Source organism: Bdellovibrio sp., from assembly GCF_047637665.1.
Taxonomy (GTDB): domain Bacteria; phylum Bdellovibrionota; class Bdellovibrionia; order Bdellovibrionales; family Bdellovibrionaceae; genus Bdellovibrio.
Genome location: NZ_JBLJBT010000015.1, coordinates 24,779 through 47,611 on the forward strand (window position 1 = coordinate 24,779; position 22,833 = coordinate 47,611).

Below are 22,833 nucleotides of genomic sequence, written 5' to 3' on the forward strand. Positions count from 1 at the left end.
CACAATGTTTACACTTTCTGATCAAGGCTTGGTTGAAGTAAAAAAAGAGCTCGCTCGCTATGAAGCGAAAGAGTCTGCGATTATTCCAAGTCTTTATATTGCTCAAAAAGAAAATAAGGGCTTTATCACGCCAGAGATGATCTCTTACTTGTCCAAAGTAATGGATATCCCTGAAGCCCGTATCAACGAAGTATTTAAGTTTTATACGATGTTCAACCAAAAGCCGGTTGGCAAATATCACGTGCAGGTTTGCACGAATATTTCCTGCGCTTTGGAAGGCGGTCGTGAAATGGCCCATCATATTTGTCATGAATTGGGCGTGAAGTACGACGAAGTGACATCGGATGGACGTTTCACAGTGAGCAAGGTCGAATGCCTTGGATCTTGTGGAACGGCTCCGATGATGCAAGTGAACGACACTTACCATGAAAAACTCACTCCGGAAACGGCGATGAATCTTCTAAGAGGTATGAAATAATGTCTGAAGTAAAATTACTCACAGAATTTTATCATCTGCCAGAGTTTCAAACTCTCGCGGGTTACAAAGCCAAAGGTGGATATGAAACTTTACCTAAAGCTTTGAAAATGCAACCTCAGGCGATCATCGACGAAGTGAAAGCTTCCGGTCTTCGCGGCCGTGGTGGAGCGGGTTTCCCGACAGGTATGAAATGGGGCTTCTTGCCGAAAAATGGTGAACCTCGTTACCTTCTTTGCAACGCCGATGAAGGTGAGCCTGGAACATTCAAAGATCGTATGATGATGGAGCGGGCTCCTCACCAGTTGATCGAAGGGATGATTATCTCTGCTTTCGCGATTGGCTCTAAAAAAGGGTATATCTACGTTCGTGGTGAGTATGTTTATCCCATCGAATGTTTAAGAAAAGCGATCAAAGAAGCTTACGATGCCGGTTTCTTGGGTAAAAACATCCTGGGTTCAGGTTTTGACTTTGATTTGGATGTGTATCGTGGTGCGGGCGCTTATATCTGCGGTGAAGAAACGGGCATGATTTCTTCTTTGGAAGGTCTGAAAGGACAGCCCAAGTTGAAACCTCCATTCCCTGCGGTTCAAGGTTATTTGCGCAAGCCAACCATCGTGAACAATGTGGAAACATTGGCGGCGGTGACTTACATCATTCGTGATGGCGCAACAACGTACCGTAAGCATGGAACTGAAAAATCTGCGGGAACAAAGTTGTTCTCTCTTTCTGGAAATGTGATGAAGCCGGGGAACTACGAAGTTCCATTGGGATATCCTTTGATGGATCTCATCATGAAAGAGGGCGGTGGAATGAAGCCGGGCCGCAAGTTGAAGGCCGTTATTCCTGGTGGATCTTCCGCTCCGGTTTTGACAGCCGAAGAGGTGGCCAAGGCCAACTTGGATTATGAATCTTTGGCCGGCTTAGGCACGATGTTGGGTTCTGGTGCGGTGATCGTGATTGATGACTCTCAATGTATGGTCGATATGTTGGGTGTTTTGTCGCACTTCTATGCCCACGAATCTTGCGGTCAGTGCACGCCCTGCCGTGAAGGAACAGGCTGGTTGAATAAGATTCTTCACTCGATCCTGGAAGGTCGTGGCCGTTTGCAGGACATCGATCTTTTGATCAAAGTCGCAGACAATATGAAAGGGAAAACAATCTGTGCCCTTTCCGATGCCGCAGCTTTGCCGGTTCTTAGTTTTGTAACAAAATTTAGAGATGAGTTTGAATTCTACGTTCGTGAAGGACGTTCGAAAGTAAAAGGAACGACATATGCCGAAATGCACCATTAATGGCAAAGAAGTCGAAGTAAAAGACGGCACATCCATCATCGAAGCGATGCAACAGTCGGGCGATCGTATTGCCCACTATTGTTGGCATCCCGGATTGAGCGTCGCCGGCGTTTGTCGCGTGTGCATGGTGGAGATCGAAGGAAATCCCCGTGTTCAGATCGCTTGTAATACAATGGTTACCGAGGGAATGAAGATCAACAACACGTCTGACAAAGTGAAAGACGCTGTGAAGTGGGGCCTTGATTTCCATTTGATCAACCATCCTTTGGATTGTCCTATTTGTGACCAAGCCGGTGAGTGTGGACTTCAAGATCAGTACATGGAGTACGGAAAGTACGATCCTGAGATGGCGGAAGCCAAAGTGAAAAAGCACAAAGTTGTCGACTTGGGTCCGACAGTGGTTTTGGACTCTGAAAGATGTATCTTGTGTTCTCGCTGCGTGCGTTTCACCGAAGAAGTTTCTAAGACCAATGAGTTGGGAATCTTCAACCGTGGTGATCGTTCTGAGATCGGTTGCCATGAAGGCGTTCAGTTGAACAATAAGTACTCTTTGAATACGGTTGATATCTGTCCAGTGGGAGCTTTGACTTCTAAAGATTTCCGTTTCCGTCAGCGCGTGTGGTATCTCAAGGATGCTGAAACCGTCTGTAATGGCTGTTCAACTGGTTGTAACGTGAAGGTTTACTACAATAAGGAAGGTTTCTTCCGCGTAAAACCGGTTTACAACGAAAATGTGAACGGTCACTGGATGTGCGATGAAGGTCGTGACATCTATAAGTTCGTCAATAAAGAACACCGCTTGATGAAAGCGCAAGTACGCACGGCTTCAGGTTGGACCGAAATGCCGGCGGGTGCGGCGGCGAAGAATGCTCATGAAGTATTGAAAAATGCTTCTGGCGATTCCTTGGCGTTGGTGCTGACAGCGCAATACACAGTGGAAGAGTTCGAAGCGATCGTGTCGACTTTCGTGAACGAATTCAAAACCAAGAAAGTATATTTCTGGATCAACAACAAAGAGACTTTTGACAGCTTCGACGGACTTCTTCTGCGCGGAGATAAAAATCCGAATACCAAAGGCTTGTTGAAAGTTTTGGAAAAACACGGAATCACTGCGACTTGGACCGAGTTGTCTCAAGGACTTGCTAGTGGAGCGATTAAAACTGTTGTTGTCGCAGGCCCAGAAAACCAAGTGGTATTCCCAGACTTTGCAGAGCGCGTGAAAGAGCTTTCCAAAGCGCAAAACCTAATTTGGTTGCAAGCGGGTAAAAACGACGCGTTGATGGCTTTGACCGGAAATGTTTGGTTGATCCCGACAAAAACTTTTGTCGAAAAAGATGGAACTTTCGTGAATCAAGCGGGTCTTGAACAGAAGTTCAAAAAGGTGACGACTGTTGTTTCTGAAGCGCTGACTTTGACCGAAGCGGCTTTGTTGTTGGCGGGTAAGAACTTGAATATTCCAACGACAACCCAGCCTTTCATGCCGAACAATCAGCGTGAGGACCAGGTGGCATTGGAAGCTCGCAAGAAGAACGAGTTTGTATTTAGAAGAGGTAGCCTATGAGCGTAATGCAAAACAACTCTGAGAAGGCAAAGTGGTATTTGCCGGGTGTTTTGGGTGGCTTGAAAGTCACGATGAAGCACTTGCTGACGAACCTCTTTAACCGCAAGAAAATGATGACCTTGAATTATCCAGAGGAGAAGTATGAATACTCTCCTCGCTTCAAAGGGAATCACGTTTTGACGGTGAAAAAAGACGGAGCTCTTCGTTGCACGGCTTGTATGTTGTGCGCGACGAACTGTCCTGCGGAGTGTATTAAAATTACAGCGGCAGAGCACAATGACCCTTCCGTTGAAAAATATCCAATCAGCTACGAGATCGACATTCTTCGTTGTGTGTTCTGTGGTTTTTGTGAGGAGGCTTGCCCTGTGGATGCCATTCGTTTGGGTCCTGAGTGGCAAACTCCAGGGGTGAATGGAGCTAATTTCATTTACGACATCAACCACTTGGCTTACCGTCCAAACTTGAAGGGCGGCATCCAAACTCACGTTGACGACGAAGAGCGCCACAAGGCGGGCATTTAATCTCCACCACCGGGGGGCTGCGAGTTCCAAATTGCTCGCAACGGCAAAGAGTGTTAACAGTGACCCTCTATAACGAGAGGGTCTATGGATACAAAAGCCACCCCCGTGTTTCGGGACCTAGTCCACGCAGATAAATCCGAATTACAGCTTATGGGAGGAAAAGCCTCCTCGCTGGCCATCCTTCTGCAAAAAGGTTTTCCGGTTCCTGAAGGAGCCGTTCTTTTTCACGAACCGTTAGAGACTCAAACCTACGACGCTATCACCACCTGGTGGGAAAATCAGGGGGCCTTTCCTGTTGCCGTTCGCAGTTCTGCCTCGGGTGAGGACAGCCCGGATTTCAGTTACGCGGGTCAGTTTGTAACTCTTCTGCATATTGCGACTAAAAAAGATCTCTGTGCGGCGATTAAAACCTGTTTTCAAGCGGTTCACCGCACCGCCAGCCAAGCTTATGCTTCTCACTTTGAGCGAGCTGAAATCCCCATGCACGTGTTGATTCAAAGAATGATCAACTCTCAATTTTCAGGCGTATTTTTTTCGATGGATCCTCGTGCTGAGAACTCTTCGTGGCTGGTGGAGGTTGTTGAGGGGCAAGGGGAGCAGTTGGTTTCAGGCCAAGTGACTCCGTTTCGTTTTAGTGCGGGAAAAGATTCTGCAGCCCCCGCTCGTTGGAAAAAAGAATACCTTGAGCAAGTTGTTCACTGGGGTCAGGAAGTTGAAAAGACCTTCGGTTATAAAGTGGATATGGAGTGGGCCATTGATCAAGAAGGTCGCTTCTGGATTTTGCAATCTCGTCCGATCACAGCTCATGCCGCGCCCTCCTCTCGTCGTAAAGTCTTGGATCAAGAGTGGCAACGGGTTCGCTCCAGTTATCCTCAGGAAAGTATTTGGGATGGTCACACCTTTGCAGAGTGGACGGGCATTCCGACAGAGTTGACCTTTGATATCTGGCAAAGAACTTTCCAAGAGGGACAAGCGTTTGATCTGGCTTTGAAGTCCATTGGCTATGAAGGTTTGGGGCATCAAGTTCCTGAGTTCAGTTTATTGGATCGCGTTTATGGACGTGCTTATCTGAATCTGAAGTCCATGGAGCCTGTCTATTTTGGACGATCTCCTTATCGCCTGGTTCCCAACCCTCGTCCGCATTTGGAATTTGATTGGAAGAAGTTAACACCCTCGGTGATGTTGCGAGCGCCCTTAGGTCTGACGAAGATGTTGCAAGTGGCGTGGAAGATTCAAACGGGTCGAAGTGAGTTAGCGCAAAAGGCGTTGTCCTACGTGAAGTCTCCGGCGTTTTCCAAGATGGATTCATTTGCTTTATTTGAGCAGAATAAGAATCTTTCTTTGAATGAACAGCAGAAAAAACTCAAAGAACTTTGCGAGGCCTTTTCTAAAGACTATTTGCAGGGCACCTTTCTGATCACCTTACTGATTGAGTCAACCACACAGGGACTTTTCGCGTTGCTAGAAAAAGACTTAGGAAAAGAGCGAGCGTCAGAGACGGTGCATCTGCTAACGGGCGAAGGTTTGCAGACCGTAGCCAGCCGTATGTATCAGGAGTTGTCGCAGATTGAGGACTCGGATGAAAAATGGCAGAGTTTTTTGAGTCGCTATGGGCATCGGGGCGTGGGGGAATTGGAACTGTCTCATCCGCGGTGGCTTGAAACGACAAAACCACATTTGAAGAAATCCAAATCAGTTCGCGCTCTCTCCAGTGAAGGTTCTAAAATTTTTGACGAGCTTTTACCGCAACTTTCAACAATCCGTCGTCCAGTCTTTAAACAGGAGTGGCAGGACTTGCAGAAGTTGATGCAGGTTCGTGAAGAAATAAAAATGGAACTGATGAAACCTTATGCGCAGATTCGCTGGTTGGCGTTGGCTATTGCTGAAAAGGTGAAATTGGGAGCGGACATCTTCTGGTTCAAGTTGGATGAAGTATTGTCTTTGCGGGACACTCAGAATCTTGAAAGTTTACAAGCTTTGGCCCGAGAAAGAAAACAAACAGCTCACCACTTAAAATCCGTGGATTTGCCGATGCTGTTTTCTTTACAAGAATTGCGTGACGTTCTGGATGAAACCAAATCTCAGGACAACTCGTTGGTCTTGACCGGAGTTTCTTTGTCTCCGGGAGTGGCCAGCGGCGTTGTGCACATCGTGAATGATCCAGACCAGGAAGACTTGGAAGCGTGGCCGGATAACTATGTTTTAGTGACGGAAGCAACGGATCCAGGATGGACGCCTTTATTTCAAAGAGCTCGAGCGGTGATTGTCGCACGCGGGGGAGTTCTTTCCCACTGTGCTATTGTCGCACGCGAAATGGGACTGCCTGCGGTCGGAGAGATTCGCGGTGCCAGTCAAATATTTAAGGAGGGTGAACGTGTTTGGGTTGATGGAAATCACGGCTCAGTTAGACGAAACAACTAAGCTGGCAATTATTCCGACAGTCGTATTGCCTTTCACGATTTTGGGAATGATTCTGACCAGTATCGCGACCTGGATTGCGGCCTTCTTCGGTGTGGAGCTTAAAGCCGAAGGTCCAAAAAAACTTTTTGAAGTGTTGATGAAACCCAAGGTTTTGTTTTGGGCACTTCTTTCCAACGCCCTTGTCTTTGGGGCTATCAAGGGTGGGGAATATCTTTACAATGGTTCTTATCCTTTGTGGTGGGTGAAGATTCAAAACAGTCGAAGTCAGCCATCGCAGCAAGAATATGCGTCTTCAGTCCCGACTCAGGTTGGAACTCGTGGGAAAGTTTCGTCTTTGAAAATGGTGTGGGAACAAAAGATCAATTCTCCCATCTTTGGTTTGCCAATTGTCGGTGGAACTTCTCTTTTCATGGGAACTGATAGCGGGCGTTTGGTGGAGTTGGATCTTGAGACAGGGGCTCGACGTCGTCAGTTTGAAATTGGTCAACCTGTCATGGCTTCTCCGGTGATATGGGATAATAAGATCTTTGTGGGTGAAGGTGTGCACCTGACCCACCATGCGCGTCTCTATTCTTTTGATTTGAAAGAGGGCGTCTTCCTTAAAGCTTTTGAAACCGAAGGGCATATTGAGCGTGCCGCTGTGCTGGCGCAACAGGGAGATCATGCGTGGCTCTTAGCTCCTGCGGGAAAAGACGGTCTCTACGCCGTGGACGCTCGCACAATGGAAAAGGTGTGGCAGTTTAATGAAGGGCATGTGGATTCTTATCCTTTGATTGAGGATGGACGTGTCTATATCGGCACGGGCTTAGATATGGGATACGAAGAGAAGGCGACCAAAGCTTATGCGTTGGATGTTCAAACAGGCCAAGTTCTTTGGCAGAAGAATCTGCCGACATCGGCTTGGGGAGTTCCTTCTTTATGGCAAGACGTCGTGTGTTTTGGTGTGGGAGATGTTTATAAGAACACGCACTACGGGCAACTGGCTTGTTATGATAAAAAAACCGGGAAAGACTATTTCACCTTCAACACCTCCGGGGCGTTGATCAGTCAGGCGGTGATTCGGGGCGATCATCTTTTGATCGCGGATCTTCATGGTCAGATTTATCAATTTAATCTCAGGAATAAGACTTTGGATTGGGTGCTTCCAGTACCAACAAAAGGCATGAACTATGCGTCTGTCGTCTTGGACGCTGACGGTCACGTGATTCTGCCTGGGGCTGAGGGGCTTTATGTTTACACTCGGGATGAACAAAAGTTACTTTATAAGTGGCAACCCGAAGAGGGTTGGAAGGGCGCATTCACGAATGTGATTATTCAAGGAGATCTCTGGATTCTTGCAGATCGCAAGGGCACAGTGAGAGCCTTGAAGCCGATAAAGATCTAAAAGTTTCACTTTACCAAGGGAGGTTCTAGATGAAAGCAACACCTACAATTCAGAAGTACATGACCACTTCACCGGAAACAATCGGTGCGGATCAAACATTGGCAAAAGCAGAAAAAACAATGTTGGCTTTGAAGATTCGTCACTTGCCAGTTTTGGATGGTGGACGTTTGGTGGGTATCTTGTCAGACCGTGATATCAAGTTGGTCGCAAGCTTTAAAGATGTTGATCCAGAGAAAGTTCAAGTCTCTGAAGCGTTTTCTGAAGATCCATACACTGTATCACCCAACGCAACTTTGTCCGAAGTTTGCGCTGAGATGGCCTCAAAAAAATTCGGGTCTGCTCTTGTTGTCGATAACGGCAAGTTGGTCGGTATCTTCACTTGGGTGGATGCTTTGACGGCTTTGACTCAGTTGTTGGATACTCGTTTGAAGTAAGATGGGAAATATTGGAGTCCTCTGCTCTTGAGACAACTTCGATCTTCGATGTGTCGCGAGGACTCCAACAGTAGTTCAGAGAGTCCTTTCTCTGAACCCTAGGGCAGTGGGGACAGGAAGTGGTTTCCCTCTGTCGAGCCTTCTTCCAAGTCCTTTTCTTTGCCGGTCAGTTTGACTCTTGCTAACGGCGTATAAATCGGAAAATTCCCCTGCATTTTAGACTCATACAGAATAATTTCATCGACATGAATTTTGCCGAAACTCTTTCGTTTGAACGGGGAAATCATGTCTTTCACGCTGCGGGGATTGCGCAATCGCCCGAAGGTCAGGTGCGGAGAGAAAACTCGTTCATCGGGCTTTTGTAGCAAGTTCTTTTCCGTCAGAATTTGATCAAGAAGATGTTTAAACTGGCCCAGACATTTCTTGTTTTGAACTCCCAGCCACAGGACCCGGGCGTCGTGTTCATTCGAAAAAGCACCCATATCTTCAATTTTAAGATCAAAGGGGGCGACTTGTGCGCAAGCCTCTTTCAGAGCGTCTTGAATCGCGGGAAGTTCTTCGGTGAGGCGATCTCCCAAGAAACTCACGGTGATGTGAAAGTTATCAAGGGGCACCCATTTGATGGCGATTTCCCTGCGGTCTGCATTGATTTTCAATTTTTTGAACGTGGGCAGAAAGCTTTCGGAAAGAGGATCCGTCGCATTAAGAGCAAAGAAGAGTCTTCTGGTCATAAAAAAGCCCCCCTAAGTCCCATTATCAGGAACTTAGGGGTCTTTGTCATGCTTTCTTTGGAATTAGTAAAGAAGCGACGATCGATCCACCGATGAAAAGCGCAATGATTCCGAGGGATAAACCAATCGGGAAGTGCCCATCAAAAAGTTTGTTAAGCCAGACCATCTTAAGCCCGACAAAGACCAGGACCGCAGCAAGCCCGTACTTGAGTAGGTGGAACTTGTCGACCACACCCGCCAGCAGGAAGTACAAAGAGCGCAAACCCAAGATCGCAAAAATATTCGAAGAGAAGACAATCAGGGGTTCGTTGGTGATGGCGAAGATCGCAGGCACGGAGTCGACGGCAAAGATGATGTCAGTAAACTCGAGGAACACCAAGGCCACAAAAAGAGGAGTGGCATAGCGAATGCCTTTTTCAACGACAAAGAAGTGATCCTCATGCATACGGTCGTGAACAGGAATGTACTTCTTTAGAAGTCGAATCATCCAGTTTTTTGAGGGGTCCACTTCTTTGTCGGGCTGAAACATCATTTTAATACCCGTGATGATTAGGAAGGCTCCAAAGATCACTACGACGGCCTGATATTGCATCAAGATGGATCCCAGGGCGATAAAGATCGCGCGGAAGATCAAGGCGCCAATAATACCGAAGAACAGAACGCGATGTTGGTATTTTGCGGGAACTCCGAAGAAACCAAAGACCACGACGAAGACAAAGATGTTGTCTATGGAAAGAGATTTTTCAATGACAAAACCGGTAAGAAATTGCAGCGCGACTTCTTTGGCGATCGCCGGATCAGGAAATTTATTGAGAGAGTAAAAATACAGTCCAACGTTAAAAAGCAAAGCCAGACTGACCCAAACGGCGGACCAAATTCCAGCCTCTTTAAAACTCACGGCATGGGAGTGTTTGTGGAAAACCCCCAGATCCAGGGCTAACATCGCTATGACAAAAAGATTGAAGGCGATGTAAAACCACCAATACTCAGAAAAAGGGAAAAGCAGGGTTTGTGTCACGAGGTCTCCTCCGGACAGTGTTGTGTGCCAAGAATCGATGTATTTGGCAGCGCACTAGGAGTATAGTCTCTTCCACTATTTTTAAAAAATAGATAATCTTTAACAAGTTATTTGTTTTTAACGAAGAGGTCCAAATGCCGGTAAAAACTGAAAGTCACTCTCAATGGCTGAACTATCACCATCTTCATTACTTTTATACGATTGCCAAAGAGGGGAGCATCGCCAAGGCGGCTGAGAAACTCAAGATCGGACAGCCGACCTTAAGCACCCAACTGAAGCAACTGGAAGACTCTTTAGGAAAGAAGCTATTTGAACGTCGCAAACAAAGACTTTATCTGTCCGAGGCAGGAAAGATTGCCTATGAATATGCGGATCAGGTTTTTAACCTGGGGGCGGAAATGGTGGAGGCGCTGGAAGAGCGTCTGCAAAACAATCGCATCCACGTGCAAATTGGTGCTTTAGATAGTGTTCCCAAACACATTATCTTAGAAGTCATTTTGCAGGCCTATAAATATGGTAATTGCAGTGTTTCTGTTTTAGAGGGCGCGGGCGGGGATCTTTTGCGCGAACTCAGTGCGCATCAAATTGACCTTCTGTTGTCGAACTATCCTCCGAATGTGGATTTTCAAACAGTCTATGCAAAGTCGATCGCGAAATTGAATGTCGTCGTGTGTGGGGCTCCAAAATACAAACATCTACGTAAAGGTTTTCCTGCGTCGCTCGAGGGACAGCCTTTTATTTTTCCAACCATACACAGCAAACTTCGCCGTGACTTGGATCATTTTTTTAAAGTCAGTGGAATTCGTGTGGATCGAACCTTGGAAACTCAAGACACCAGTTTGCAAAAGCTTTTAGGCCAAGAGGGTGTGGGATTGATTCCGATTGCGGAAGTCGCGGCAGCGGACTTGATTAAGGAAAAGAAGCTGATTGTATTAGGGACTTTAAAAGGAATCTATGAAGAGATTTGGTTGATGGCAGCAGAACGCAAGATCAGTAATCCCATTGCGGCGCAATTGATGAAAGGGCTCTCTTTGTGAGAACCCTTTCAAATAAGCTTATCGACACAAAGCAGAAAGAACCTTCAAAGCCACCTCGGCTTCAGGGACCATGCCCCCTTCCCGACTGGTGGATGCCTCAATGCGCATTTTCGTGCGTTGGCAGTCCTTCCGAGTAATTTCCTTCATGCGGATCAGATTGATGTAGTTGTCAAATTCAGTCAGGCTTCGGTACTCCTCAATAACGGGATTGTCATTTGAAAGAGCCATAAAGTTTTCGGGAAGTTCGATCTGGTTAAGGCGTTCAAAAAGGAAATCTTTATATTTCTCCAAAGCCTTAAGACGGAGCTGCGTGTCTTCCATTTTTTCAATATGAATAATCAGTTTTTCCGTAACGGTAATCGTTGCGGAATCATGAAAGGCCGAAGCGGAAGTTGTTGCGACCAGAAGGCTAAGAGCGATTAGAAATTGACGCATGAGCCACCTCCGACATTCTTTTCGATATTGGTTAGGGTACTAGTTATTTCCGGGAAGTATCGCGAAGTCTCTTTACGACGCGCCGGACTCTTATTGGCACTGGCTGGGAACTTTTGCATATACTGCTGCAGTTGATTGATAAACTCATCGGCGTCCGTCACCGGGCGATTACGATAGAAGGTATTCAGTAAAGTTTTTGCGGGCGTCCACGTCCCCGCCGGTCCCGTGTTGTGAGACCATACCATCAAGGCGCGTTTCACTTTGTTAAGATCAAATTCAGAAAGTTTGAACTTATTTTTGTAGTTTCGATTCTCAAAAATCATCGTACTGAGATCTTTCTTAACGCCTTTCAGATAGGCATAGGTGTAGATCATATTTTTAATCGGATTTCCATTGGAGAGTGAAATCCTGTCACACGAGTGAGCCTTTTGCGGGCGGATCGGCTCTAAGGAGTCTAAAAATTCCATTGAGAGGCGACCACACTGGGGGTTGGGATTGTTTTCTAAAGAAATACGAATATTGCGCAATTCGTTTTGATTCACGTCTTGAATCGCGGGGGTGGTAAACTGACCGATCCCGCCGGCCCCTGTTCCACTCATGGCGTTGACGTGAAAACCGGATTCGACATTGATCAGAGCGTAGACGGCTCGAACATCCAGCTTTTGAGTTTCATCGGAGGCCTCTGGAGCCATAATATCTTTCATGCAGGAACTGACCAGATCGAAGCTGTTGTTGATCAGCTTAAAGTAGTTCTCTGAAATACAGGGTCTGAAAGCCGCGGAGCCAGTTCCCTCGGGCGAACACTGTCGGAAGACCTTGCTGGAAGCCGAAAATTTCGCCTCCATGCTCATGCGCATGCAGGCCGGCTTAATGATAGATTCACGCTCAATTTTGGCGGTCGCAAGTTGGGCAAAAAGAGTATGTCCTTGGCCTAACTTTTCAAGTTCATTTTCAAGATAGTCATTTTGACGATTGCATTGCATATAGCGGATGCTGCGCAGTTCTCTTTCACAGTCTTCGCAATTTCTATTGGAGGTCATGTCCTGCTTGCCAATGAGATTTTGCACTTGTTTGGCGCGGTCAATTTGATCTAAGGCATGTTCAATGACGGGAGCCGTTTCTTCCTGATTAGAAGAGGAGCCGTCATCTTTGGATTTCTTATCGGAATCCTTGTTCTTGTTGTTGCTTAGGCGGAAGGGAAGGGAAAAACCTCTTTCTTCCTTGGAAGACAGATCCAATGAGGTCATCGCAGGAGTGCCCAAGCCCCACCCAACAGTGAAGCACAAGTTCAGGAGCAACAATTTATACAGATAGGGCGCAGCAGTTTTCATGCGGAGGCCTCCTCGAACTTCATAGGAGCAAGAGGTTTGCCATAGGCGCATTGAGTAAATTCAATAGCTTAAAAGGGAAGGTGGTGTCTCATTTTGAGAGGCTCTCGCGCCCAAGCCAAAAGAGGCCTCCTCCTGTCAAATCGTTAAACGAAGGTCGTGTTATGAAAAGGCGCGGATTTGCCGAGAAGAAAAGGAATATCCGGGGAGAATATCATGATGAATAAATACATCTTAGGTGGTGCTGTTGCATTAACCTTGGTGGCTTGTCAGAGCCCATTTCATAAAGCAGCAGACGTTTCTTCTTACCGCCACCCCGCGAGCTCGGAAGAGTTGATTACAGGAAGCCAAAAGGTTTTGAATGATCTTTCTAATCCTCAGATCTTTAACCCCAATAGCTGCGCGAAGTTTGTGAATCAGGTGACGGACTATATGTACTACCTGCCAGCAGATCATTTCATTCCTAAAAACGCACAGGAAGTTGAATCCCTTAAGATTCATGGTCCCGAAGTGATGGATACGATCTTCCAAATTCGCGTGGTTCTTCATGAAAAACTGAAAGAGTTCGATTCCCGCAACGAGTTGAATAAGGACTGTATTCAGAAAATCCGCGAAGGTTTTCAATATGCTCGTTTTGCCGAGGAATATTTGTTGGAATGGCTTTTCAGTCAAAAAGTTTACAACTTCAAAGCAAGTCCAATTATGTCGAATGCAAAGCCAAACACCTGGACGAACTCGAAGTTTGCGGATTTTGAACTTAAGAGTGGTGACGTGATGTTGATTCGTGGAAAGTCCTACGTTTCTGCCATGATCGCTCGTATTGGGGACGAAGAGGGGAACTTTTCGCATTTGGCGATTGTCGGTGAAGATAAAGCCGGGAAAAAGTATGTTGTAGAGGCTTTGATTCAGTACGGTACGATTGTGACACCTCTTGAAAAATGGCGCCAAACTGAAGATGCGCGTGTCGCACTTTATCGTCAGCCGGATGAGGCTTTGGCTAAATTGGCGGCGCGAAAGATGTATGACAAAGCAAAAGCAGCCTTGGATAGTAACAAGGGAATCCGTTATGACTTTGCCATGGACGATGAGGACTATTCATCACTGTTCTGTTCTGAAGTCATTCGTTATGCCTACGATATGGCTTCCGACGGCAAGGTCATTATCCCCAAGTATCGCAGCTCGGTTTCGAAGTTCAAAAACACGGACTATCCCAAAAGCCTTGGGGTGACGAAGTCGACCTTGTTTGCTCCCTATGATATCGAAGTAGACCCTCGATTTGATTTTGTTGCAGAGTACAGACATTACCCACTTTTACGTCAGGTGCGTATGCAAGATGCTGTCTTGCAAAGTGTTTACTCGTGGATGATTGAAAAGGATTACACCTTCCATTGGGCTGCAGGGCATTCCATCAAAGCCTACTTTGCAAAATTTGTTCGTCAGTTTGGTCTAGTAGCTGACACTCTTCCTAAGTATATGCCCATGGACAGTCTTAAGACGAATGTGCAATTTGAGGCTGTTGCAAAAGTTCTAGAAAAGAACATCTATCAAAAGGAAGAAGAATTTTATAAAAAGAAGGGATATCTGCCCTCCTTCCAGGATATGCTGGCTATCAATGAAGAGTATCGCGCTCAGGACTGTGAAGCTCATAAAGAGTGGCGAGAAAAAAGCAATTCTCCGTTCACCGATGAGAGGGAGCGTAACAGTACGGACCCTTCGAAGTTTCACTGGTTTTTTAATAACAGCGCAAAATCATGCAAATAAAAAAAGGGAGCTTGTTGAAGCTCCCTTTTTCGTTTGAGTCTTTTGCTGTTGGTTACACTGAGCGAAGACAGACTTGCCACTGCTTCATTCCCAGTTGGAACTCCAGTTTGGCGATTTCCATCTCGCGCTTAATTTCGGCCAGCTTGTGGTCATATGCTTCTTTCAGTTCTTCGCGTTTGCGAGCCGCATCGACTTTAAATTGCTCGTAGTCCTCGCGAAGTTTCTTCATCTTATTTTGTGCCTCAAGGATCTTTTCTTTCATCGCCAAAAGCTTTTCATCGGCAAAACCATGTTTTTTAAGTTCTGCGGCTTCAGCTTGTAGACGGGCCTTGAGGATTTCGGCATGAGAGATCTGACGCAGTTTTGTCGCCAAGCCCATGAAGTTCAGTGAGCGAATCACCCATTTGGTTGGATCCCAGTGGTACCACTTAATGCCGTTACGGTAGTCGATCTGAAACTTGTGATGGAAGTTGTGGTAGCCTTCACCGTGAGTGAGGATGGCAACAAACCATGAGTCTCTAGCAGAGATTTCTTTGGAATAAGTTTGTTTTCCTAAAGTATGACAGAGCGAGTTCACAAAGAAGGTGCTTTGCTGAGTGAGAGCAATACGCAGACCGCCTCCAATGACGAGTCCTCCCAAAGCAGAACCCATCATCCAGCCAATAAGAGTGGGAAACGCAAATCCCGTGAGGATGGCAAGAGGCACATAATATTTATGTTGAAACTGAACCATCCAGTCTTTTTCCAGATCTGGTGCGTGAATTTTTTGATCAACAGAATCTTTATAGAATAACCAACCCATGTGGGCGTACCAAAAGCCTTTGTTGATATTGTACGGATCTTTTTCGCCATCAATATGAGTATGGTGACGGCGATGATCCGAAGACCACTTCAGCGCAGAACCTTGGAAACCCGAGGCACTGACCAACAAGAACAATGCCTTGGCCAAAGGATGCGCATCATAGCTTTTATGTGAAAATAAACGGTGATATCCGGCCGTAATACTAAGATTCGTTGCAGCGGCAAAGATCAGAGCAAAGAGAAGAATATCCCATTGGAATCCGTAATAATAAAAATAAATGGGGGCTAGAATGAGTGTCGCCAGAGGATTGATAATGAGAAAAAGTGCCACTGGCCATTCGATACGTTTGTTTGTCATGAACACCTCTCAGAGTTAAGTCTAGCAGAGGTGTTCTTATTTCGACACTTAAATAGAAATACCGAGAAGGATTTTTGCGTAAGTTCCGCTCATATTAATATCTTGAGTAGGTGCGTTACCAGTGGAGTCCTTTGCATCTTTCCATCTGAAGTCAATATATCCCACCTCAGCTCCTGCTGTGAAACCAAGAAGATTGAGTCCCGCTTCCAGACCTGCGCTGTATGATGTGACGGAGTTCGCTGAAAAATCTGCTTTTGTAACGCCGCTTTCTTTTGCTGTCAGTGATGTCGAGTGAGAGAGCCCATATGTGAAGATAGGTCCGAGATAAATAATATTATTCAGTGGGCGCCAATTGATAATCAAAGCTGTGCGAGAATAATCGGCCTTAAAATCCAAAGCGCCGTTGCTGGCGGTGAGCCCCATATTCTCATAACGAATTCCCACTCCTGGAATTAACGGTAGGGGCAAAGTTAGAATCGCATCAGCACCAAGTCCGTAAGTAGGAACAATCGCAGGGGCGGAGGCGGAACACGTCGGGCACAGAGGCCCCAGGTCGGCCGCACTAGTAAGAAGCCCATAAGAGACGCGCGCTTCAAAAAGAGCCTGCGCCGGGGAACTTGCTAAAACACCAAGAAGAGAGAAAACGAATAACACCATCTTTTTCATAGAAAACTCCTAAAACCTTGCTTTGATTGTAATGTTCCTGCGACTCTTACTCAAATTCACTCTCAAAATAAGACCTTGGTCTCACTCTCTTTTCAGAGAGAATCTGATAAATTTTTAAAAGTATGTTCATCGATGTAGTGCGCCCGGAAACCTGGGAAGAATTAAATGATAAAGTGAAGTCTTCCTTGGGTTTAGAACCTCGTCTGCGCGCGCGCAGTTTTCATGGGTTGGCTCAGGCTGTTTTTGAGGTGTCTCAAGGAACGGCGCAGTTTATGTCTCATAAAAAATCAATCGGCGTGATTTTGGGGCAGACCTCCGTTTTTGAAAGTCTACTTCCTTATTATTATAAAGAAACTTACGAAGTGAACGCTCTTTCCCATCTTCAGCTCGATGATGTGAAAGAATGGGTTGAGGGTTTAAAAAAAGATACTAATTTTGTTTTGTTCAGCGAAGATCATCCGGTCACGGGGGAACTCTATCCCTTTGTTGAGGAGCTGGATAAGCTGCTTAATGAAAAACGGATTTTTTCTTTTCGCGTTTCTCATTCCAGACACTTCCATGAAACGACAGAGATCCGCCCTTACACAGTCCGTCTTTGTTCCTTTACCTCCCAAGTGGCCGTAGCTATTTTAGGAGAAAGGTACCGGTCTCCTTTTCTGTTAGCTCAGAATATGAGTTGGGAGACGGAGGGCTTTCTGAGGGAGCTTTCCGCCGCCCGCGAGGGACGAGAGGTCAACACCCTTTTAGTGGAAAAGCTTGAGCAGGAGCTGGCTCACGTGGCAAAGCCTTATTTTAAAGTCGGTGCCAGTCGTCTATATGATCGCGCTGTATGCGTTTTCGATGATGTGAGTGCGGAAGCTCTGGCAAATCTGATTTTTAAAAAATTAGGCCTTTCTTCGCAAGAAGGATGGCAAAAGATTGAAAGCACAAATATGTGTCATTGGTCCGTGGTGAAGATGTTTCGCCATTGGTGGGAGCCGACGCCCACGCTGGAGCAGTTGCGCGGACTTTTTATCGTGGGCCCGGAACTTCTCAATACAAAAGACTTTGCCAAGCTCGTGATATCTTCGTATGAAGAACTAAAAGAGCAGCAAAGTTGGACCGTGTGACCCAAGGCAAAGAGCGCTTCATCATTTTAAAAAAGATTAAATATTCCGAGGCGGACTTGATTCTTCACGCGTTGTCTCCTCACGGGGAAAAGCTGTCTTTTATTGCCCGAGGAGCTTTGCGTAGCAAAAAGCGTTTTGGCGGGGGCGTTCTTGAACCCACGCATTTTGTGAGTTTTACCTTTAAACAGTCAGAACAAGGGCAACTCAATGTTTTACAAGAGGCCACTCTCATTAACGACTTTCCCGGTATTCGCACGGACTATGATCGTTTAGAGTTAGCACTGCACGTCCTAGAGTGCGTCAGTAAAGTGAGTCAAGAGGGCGATAAGAATTCAGAGTTTCTTTATAATCTTCTTGGGAATACGCTGAAGGCGATTGAGACGACTCAAGATCCTTTGGTTTTGAAAATGCACTTCTATTTGAAGTTCCTACTTCAACAAGGGGTTGTTCAGGCTGAGCCCTGGATGGCTCCCTTTTTAAAAGCAAATCTGGCTGATTCCAATCAATTGCTTTCCCAGAGGCAAATCGTTGATGAAGAACTTCGCAACGTTGAGGCCATGGTTCGCCATTATATAGAACACGCCATGCTTTAAGAGCCCTTTCTTGGTCGAGTCCACGAGTGCATGATTGCAAATAGCGGGGAAAATTTTATTATTTAGGATGTCTAAGTAAAGGATTGAACTCAATGGCGGAGCTGGAAAGTAAACGAGTCTTTTTGATTGCTTCAAGTAAATCTGACGAAGCGGCTTCCATGGCGAAGATTGTTGAGAACCATGTTCCGGGAGCAACAATCTTTACGGCAAGCGATGGGATGGAAACTCTCTTTAAGTCTGAGAACGTGCCTCCTCATGTCGTCATTTTGGATTCCGACATTCAAAAAGTGGCGGCTTTAGATATCGCGGAAAAGTTAATTCGCAAAAAAGAAAAAATTGCCGTGATTATTGTTTCGCCGTTGCCTGATACGGAACACTTTGTTGATGAGGTGGTGACGGGGCAGGTCCATTTTTTAACTCGTCCGACGGATCAGAAAACCTTTTTGGAACATTTGACCCGAGCGATGAATTGGATTGCTCATGGTGATATTTCTGGGGATCGCCTGCTCTTTTTAACCGCGAATGAACTGCTGATGCGTGCGGGTGAAAAAGCCAACTCTGTTTTTCTAGTTAAAAGAGGTCTTCTGAAGGCCTACAAACAAGAAGGTGAAAAGGAAGTTTTGCTCGGGGAAATTAAGCCAGGCGAGTTTGTTGGGGAGATGGCCTATATTAATGGCGAAACTCGTTCCGCAAATGTCATGAGCTTGACGGAGTGCGAGCTGATCGAGATTCCAAATGATTGTCTTGATAAAGTCCTGTTCTCAAAACCCGCGTGGTCCAAAGCGTTGGTCAAGACGTTGTCGACACGTCTTAAGCATTCAAATGAAGAGAAGGCTGCCAAGTAGAGGGCGCTATTTGCCTTTTCCCAAAGGGTGAAGTTTCTCCATCGTGCGTGCCAGTTGGTCAACACCCAGATGAGTGTACTTTTCCGTCGCTTGAAGGCTTTCATGTCCCAGTAGTTCTTGAAGGGTTCTTAGGTTGGCGCCACTTGATAGTAAGTGCGTTGCAAAGCTGTGGCGGAGGGCGTGTGGGTGAAGAGGTTTTAATAGGCCCGCACGAAGCCCACTTTGTCGAACCATCTCATAAGCCGTGCGTGGGTTCAGAGCCTTTTCCCCAAAAACATATTCATTAAAGGAGCTCTCTTTTTTCCAACGAAGCAAGACTTCAAGGGTCAGTGTGGGAAGAGCCACGACTCGTTCTTTCGAGCCCTTTCCTTTCACGCGCAAAACTTTTTGAGCCGCTTGAATGTCGCTCCACTTAAGATTGCACGCCTCGCTCACACGAAGGCCTCCGCCATAAAGGAGAAGGAACAGGACTTTGTCCTTTAAGGAGAGGTCTTTATGTGAATCGAAACTTTTAAGGACGGCCAGCGCCTCATCCACACTGAGAAAGTGGGGAAGCTTTTTAGGAACTTTGGGGCAGGTGATCTGAAGTGACAGGTCTTTTTCAGTCAGCCCCTCGTCGAAGGCCCAGGAAAAGAAGCTTTTTAAAGTGGCGGCCTTGCGGTTGCGGGAGGCTAGGGAGAGGTGCGCCCATTGATTGAAGGCCGCCCGGGCCGTGGCCAAGAGGTCGAGTTCACTAAGCACCTTTGGATGTGAGAATTTATCGCAATCAAAGGCCTGTTTTAAATCGAGGGTGTAGTGTTTGATTGTTAAGGGTGAGGCCGACTTAATAAAAGTCATGTATTTCAAATATTTATCTATATTTTCGGTAAGCTTAAAAGGCCGACTCATAACCCAAAACCTTATAGATTCATCCCTGAACCCTAAAAATAATTTAACGCCGTGCAAAATTTTTCTTGCAAAACTTACACGACCAAAGTTATAACTCAATGCGTTGTCGCGGCGTATCATGTTGAGATAATCAATCTGAGACGCCCACCCAAGTTTAATAAAGCACGTTTACCGAAAGGTGGAGCCCATGAACGAAAACAACTCAACGACTGTTTTGCCCTCTTCTCAGAATGCAAACCAAGTTATGTGGAACACAAATCAAACTTCCAAAGTGGTTGAAAACAAGACCATCGTCTACCAATCTGAGGTGATGGGAAGCTTGATGAAGATGATTGATCGCGTAGCTCCCTCAAACGCGAACATCTTGGTTCTGGGTGAGTCTGGCACTGGTAAGGAGTTGATCGCTCGTTCTATCCATGAACGTTCGGGCCGTAAGAACAAGCCTTTTGTGGCTATCAACTGCGGAGCTCTTCGTGAGACGCTTCTTGAGTCCGAGCTTTTTGGTCATGAGAAAGGTTCCTTCACAGGTGCTTACACTCGCAAAATCGGTTTAGCTGAAGCCGCTAACGGTGGAACATTGTTCCTTGATGAAATCGGTGAGTTGGACCCCGCGATTCAAGCCAAACTTCTTCGCTTCATCCAAGAAGGTGAAGTTTATCGTGTTGGTGGTAAAGACCCCATTAAAGTGGATATCCGTTTGATCTGCGCGACAAACCGAGAATTGGATCAAGAAGTGGTTCGTGGTAATTTCCGTGAGGACCTTTTCTATCGTATCAATACGATCGTGGTTAGTGCGCCTCCTCTTCGTCGTCGTAAAGAGGACATCCCGGTTCTGATCAACCATTTCTTGAATAACTCTCAGCATGCTTATTTGAACCGTGGTCGTTCTGTAAGTGAAGATGCGATGAAGGCGTTGACTCGTTATGACTGGCCGGGAAATATCCGTGAGCTTCAAAACGTGTGTGAAAGACTTCAGATTTTGTCTGAAGGACACATGATCATGCTCAACGATGTTCCTGAGAACATTCGTAACGGCGAAATGGAAAAAGATATTATTGATTACGATCCGCAAATGACTTTGCACGAGCTTGAAAAGCGTTACATCTTGAAAGCTTTGGCTCATTTCGGTGGCAATAAAACTCAAGCGGCGAACAACTTGGGTATTACGATCAAGACTCTTTATAACAAACTCCATGAGTACGGTGAGTTTGAAAAGTTCGCGGTTCACACGAAACCGATGAAATAATTTACTAGCAGCCCGGAGTGGTTTTCTCTCTCTTCCCACTCCGGGTTTACTTTAGCCCGAGGTTTTTATGAAGAAGGTTTTTGCACTAACATTAGCGGCTCTGACTTTTTCCAGCGTTTCGCAAGCGTGGATTATTAAGGGGAACAACACCCCATCTCCAAGTCAGCCCGTGTCTCGCGGTATTAGTGTGGAGGATTGTTCTGATTCTCTCTATCAAAGCCTGAGCACCTTTTCTTCATCAACAGATACGGCCTGTTCTTACGGTCGAACTGATCGCGAGTTTCAAAGATGTACTATCTCCATCGCGCAAGAGATAGGTCATCAATATGTTCAGTTGGCGGGCCAAGCCTGCGCGACCGCTCGTAATACGGCGGAAGCCAATTGCGCCATCGATCTCTATTTCCGTGGCGGTCTTTATGTTTCTAATAATTCAATGTCAGCAGATGGTGTGCGTGTCTGTTCTAACGTCGAAAAAGATCAGCTGAAGTCATGTGTTATCAATCAATATCAAACTCGTGGCAAATCCGGCATTGATGCGGCAAGAATTTGCTTAGAGCAGTTCGATCCCGCCGTTAAAGCGCGTCGAGAAGCAGAACAAAAACGCATTGAAGCTGAAAAACGTGCGGCGGAAGCAAAAAGACAAGAAGAGCTTCGTCGCCAAGAAGAGCAACGTCGTCAGCAACAACAAGCTGAACAAAAGAAGAAAGACGAAGAGGCTCGTAAAAAAGAAGAAGAGCGTAAGCGCCAAGAACAACAGCAACAGCAGCAGCAGCAAACTCAACCCAGCGCTCCGGTCAGTACACCTGATGCTGGTGGTGGCGTGATCGTCGATCTTCCTAACTTCGAATAAACACATCCAGGCATAATATTATTCCCTTGCCCCCTGTGAGAGAGTCTTCTTGAGAGGGGCAAGGTGTTCTCAACGTCTCCACCTGGCGGATCGAGAGTTCGGCCCGGTGTCTAGACGAAATGATTGATTTTCAAAATCAAATAAACATTCTCAAGATTATAAATAAAAATGGCGTAAACAAGGAGTAATTTGATGAAGCTCATCTGTATCGCCGTTTTCTTCTATTCATCGTTTTCGTTCGCTCTGACAATGACTCAAAAGAATTTAGCCCCTAGCGCTGGTCAAAGCGAAATTCAGTTTGGGACAGGTTATGTATCTTCATCTTTAACGGCGACGATGGCGACCGCAAACACCTCAGGGTATGAGGTCGCAACTTCCTATGTGTATGGTTTAAGTAATGAGCACTCTCTCGGTTTAGGCGTCGGGTATGGTTCCGCCGAATCAAAGTACGATTACATAATGGCCCCTGATGTGACCTTTAAAAAGCAGGGCCTGTCCGACTTGTTGTTGGCATACCAGGGGAACTTCGATTTAAGCGGATTTACTTTTTTTACTCACGTCGGTGCTCATATTCCAACTGAGAAATATAAAATCGATAGCGATAAGAACGAACAAAATCTGTCTTCAGGAAGGGTGTCACCTCTTATTGGCTTAGGGATCATTGTGCCGTCTTCCGTGGCGGATGTGGGGGCGCGTTTGAAGTATAAGCTTCCTCAGGACGGGGATGCGGAGAGAGTGTCTTCAGGGCTTTCCAAGCAAGGGACAATTTCAGGTGGAAACGAATTGACCTTGGCTTTATTTGCGGAGATTCAAAATGCCTTTCATCCAAACTTTGAGGTGAGCTATATGACCGTGAGCTCCAGCACTGCAAAATTTAGTGACAGCACGATCACTTACTTGGAGCAGAAGCTTCTTTCTTTGGATGCTGCCTTTAGAATTGAGATCGCTCCAGGTTTTGAGGTGTTGCCGGTTTTGACCTATTCTACTTTGCTGAACAAAAGCGATCTGAATATTGACTCCTACAATACGTTTGCGGGGAATCTTCGCGGACGATTCACCTTCTAAGATTTAAAAAT

22 protein-coding genes are annotated in these 22,833 nt (G+C 46.1%); 15 read left to right on the forward strand and 7 right to left on the reverse strand.

The window, feature by feature from the left end; all coding sequences use genetic code 11:
• The first annotated feature begins 4 nt into the window (after positions 1–4).
• The 7 genes from ACM64D_RS03425 to ACM64D_RS03455 all read left to right on the forward strand — a co-directional run bounded on the left by ACM64D_RS03425 (position 5) and on the right by ACM64D_RS03455 (position 8,091).
• Positions 5–478: a complex I 24 kDa subunit family protein gene (locus ACM64D_RS03425; protein ID WP_415061790.1), complete on the forward strand. Its 474-nt coding sequence runs from the start codon at positions 5–7 to the stop codon at positions 476–478.
• The gene (gene nuoF, locus ACM64D_RS03430) at positions 478–1,770 is read left to right on the forward strand and encodes an NADH-quinone oxidoreductase subunit NuoF (RefSeq protein ID WP_415061791.1); all 1,293 of its coding nucleotides are present in this window, start codon (positions 478–480) and stop codon (positions 1,768–1,770) included. The genes ACM64D_RS03425 and nuoF overlap by 1 nt, the downstream gene beginning before the upstream one ends.
• Entirely contained in the window at positions 1,751–3,331 is a 1,581-nt protein-coding gene (locus ACM64D_RS03435) for a 2Fe-2S iron-sulfur cluster-binding protein (protein ID WP_415061792.1), read from the forward strand. Before nuoF ends, ACM64D_RS03435 begins: the two co-directional genes overlap by 20 nt.
• A complete protein-coding gene (locus tag ACM64D_RS03440) occupies positions 3,328–3,852 on the forward strand; it encodes a NuoI/complex I 23 kDa subunit family protein (RefSeq protein ID WP_415061793.1) in 525 nt (174 codons plus the stop codon). The genes ACM64D_RS03435 and ACM64D_RS03440 overlap by 4 nt, the downstream gene beginning before the upstream one ends.
• Before the next feature lie 84 nt (positions 3,853–3,936).
• A complete protein-coding gene (locus ACM64D_RS03445) occupies positions 3,937–6,273 on the forward strand; it encodes a PEP/pyruvate-binding domain-containing protein (RefSeq protein ID WP_415061794.1) in 2,337 nt (778 codons plus the stop codon).
• Entirely contained in the window at positions 6,227–7,657 is a 1,431-nt protein-coding gene (locus ACM64D_RS03450; protein ID WP_415061795.1) for a PQQ-binding-like beta-propeller repeat protein, read from the forward strand. Before ACM64D_RS03445 ends, ACM64D_RS03450 begins: the two co-directional genes overlap by 47 nt.
• A 29-nt stretch (positions 7,658–7,686) precedes the next feature.
• Positions 7,687–8,091, forward strand: a complete 405-nt coding sequence (locus ACM64D_RS03455) for a CBS domain-containing protein (protein ID WP_415061796.1) — start codon at positions 7,687–7,689, stop codon at positions 8,089–8,091.
• Positions 8,092–8,189: 98 nt separating this feature from the next.
• On the opposite strand, the gene thpR is transcribed toward ACM64D_RS03455, so the two are convergent.
• Positions 8,190–8,822, reverse strand: a complete 633-nt coding sequence (thpR, locus tag ACM64D_RS03460; protein ID WP_415061797.1) for an RNA 2',3'-cyclic phosphodiesterase — start codon at positions 8,820–8,822, stop codon at positions 8,190–8,192.
• Between the two features lie 46 nt (positions 8,823–8,868).
• Positions 8,869–9,840, reverse strand: a complete 972-nt coding sequence (locus ACM64D_RS03465) for a TerC family protein (protein WP_415061798.1) — start codon at positions 9,838–9,840, stop codon at positions 8,869–8,871.
• Positions 9,841–9,974: 134 nt separating this feature from the next.
• Here ACM64D_RS03465 and ACM64D_RS03470 point away from each other — a divergent pair, with 134 nt between their 5' ends.
• Positions 9,975–10,877, forward strand: coding sequence for a LysR family transcriptional regulator (locus ACM64D_RS03470; RefSeq protein ID WP_415061799.1), 903 nt, complete (start codon positions 9,975–9,977; stop codon positions 10,875–10,877).
• 18 nt (positions 10,878–10,895) lie between these two features.
• Here ACM64D_RS03470 and ACM64D_RS03475 read toward each other — a convergent pair whose 3' ends face one another.
• Positions 10,896–11,312: a hypothetical protein gene (locus ACM64D_RS03475; RefSeq protein ID WP_415061800.1), complete on the reverse strand. Its 417-nt coding sequence runs from the start codon at positions 11,310–11,312 to the stop codon at positions 10,896–10,898.
• A complete protein-coding gene (locus ACM64D_RS03480; RefSeq protein WP_415061801.1) occupies positions 11,297–12,643 on the reverse strand; it encodes a transglycosylase SLT domain-containing protein in 1,347 nt (448 codons plus the stop codon). The genes ACM64D_RS03475 and ACM64D_RS03480 overlap by 16 nt, the downstream gene beginning before the upstream one ends.
• 213 nt (positions 12,644–12,856) lie before the next feature.
• Between ACM64D_RS03480 and ACM64D_RS03485 the strand changes: the two genes are divergently transcribed.
• Positions 12,857–14,401, forward strand: coding sequence for a YiiX/YebB-like N1pC/P60 family cysteine hydrolase (locus tag ACM64D_RS03485; protein ID WP_415061802.1), 1,545 nt, complete (start codon positions 12,857–12,859; stop codon positions 14,399–14,401).
• A gap of 52 nt (positions 14,402–14,453) precedes the next feature.
• On the opposite strand, the gene ACM64D_RS03490 is transcribed toward ACM64D_RS03485, so the two are convergent.
• Positions 14,454–15,560, reverse strand: coding sequence for a fatty acid desaturase (locus tag ACM64D_RS03490; RefSeq protein ID WP_415061803.1), 1,107 nt, complete (start codon positions 15,558–15,560; stop codon positions 14,454–14,456).
• Positions 15,561–15,608: 48 nt separating this feature from the next.
• Positions 15,609–16,226: a hypothetical protein gene (locus ACM64D_RS03495; protein WP_415061804.1), complete on the reverse strand. Its 618-nt coding sequence runs from the start codon at positions 16,224–16,226 to the stop codon at positions 15,609–15,611.
• A 122-nt stretch (positions 16,227–16,348) separates the two neighbouring features.
• On the opposite strand from ACM64D_RS03495, the gene ACM64D_RS03500 reads away from it, so the two are divergent.
• The 3 genes from ACM64D_RS03500 to ACM64D_RS03510 all read left to right on the forward strand — a co-directional run bounded on the left by ACM64D_RS03500 (position 16,349) and on the right by ACM64D_RS03510 (position 18,773).
• Entirely contained in the window at positions 16,349–17,335 is a 987-nt protein-coding gene (locus ACM64D_RS03500) for a hypothetical protein (protein WP_415061805.1), read from the forward strand.
• Positions 17,332–17,928: a DNA repair protein RecO gene (gene recO / locus ACM64D_RS03505; RefSeq protein WP_415061889.1), complete on the forward strand. Its 597-nt coding sequence runs from the start codon at positions 17,332–17,334 to the stop codon at positions 17,926–17,928. Before ACM64D_RS03500 ends, recO begins: the two co-directional genes overlap by 4 nt.
• 92 nt (positions 17,929–18,020) lie before the next feature.
• A complete protein-coding gene (locus tag ACM64D_RS03510; protein WP_415061806.1) occupies positions 18,021–18,773 on the forward strand; it encodes a cyclic nucleotide-binding domain-containing protein in 753 nt (250 codons plus the stop codon).
• Between the two features lie 6 nt (positions 18,774–18,779).
• Here the strand turns inward: ACM64D_RS03510 and ACM64D_RS03515 are convergent, their stop codons facing one another.
• On the reverse strand, positions 18,780–19,661 hold the full coding sequence (locus tag ACM64D_RS03515; protein WP_415061807.1) for a tyrosine-type recombinase/integrase: 882 nt from the start codon (positions 19,659–19,661) through the stop codon (positions 18,780–18,782).
• 187 nt (positions 19,662–19,848) lie between these two features.
• On the opposite strand from ACM64D_RS03515, the gene ACM64D_RS03520 reads away from it, so the two are divergent.
• The 3 genes from ACM64D_RS03520 (at position 19,849) to ACM64D_RS03530 (ending at position 22,822) form a co-directional block, all read left to right on the forward strand.
• Positions 19,849–20,907 carry a sigma-54 interaction domain-containing protein gene (locus ACM64D_RS03520; RefSeq protein WP_415061808.1) on the forward strand — a complete coding sequence of 353 codons (1,059 nt, stop codon included), beginning with the start codon at positions 19,849–19,851 and terminating at the stop codon, positions 20,905–20,907.
• Between the two features lie 67 nt (positions 20,908–20,974).
• Positions 20,975–21,757: a hypothetical protein gene (locus ACM64D_RS03525; RefSeq protein WP_415061809.1), complete on the forward strand. Its 783-nt coding sequence runs from the start codon at positions 20,975–20,977 to the stop codon at positions 21,755–21,757.
• A 192-nt stretch (positions 21,758–21,949) separates the two neighbouring features.
• Entirely contained in the window at positions 21,950–22,822 is an 873-nt protein-coding gene (locus tag ACM64D_RS03530) for a hypothetical protein (protein ID WP_415061810.1), read from the forward strand.
• Positions 22,823–22,833 lie beyond the last annotated feature (11 nt).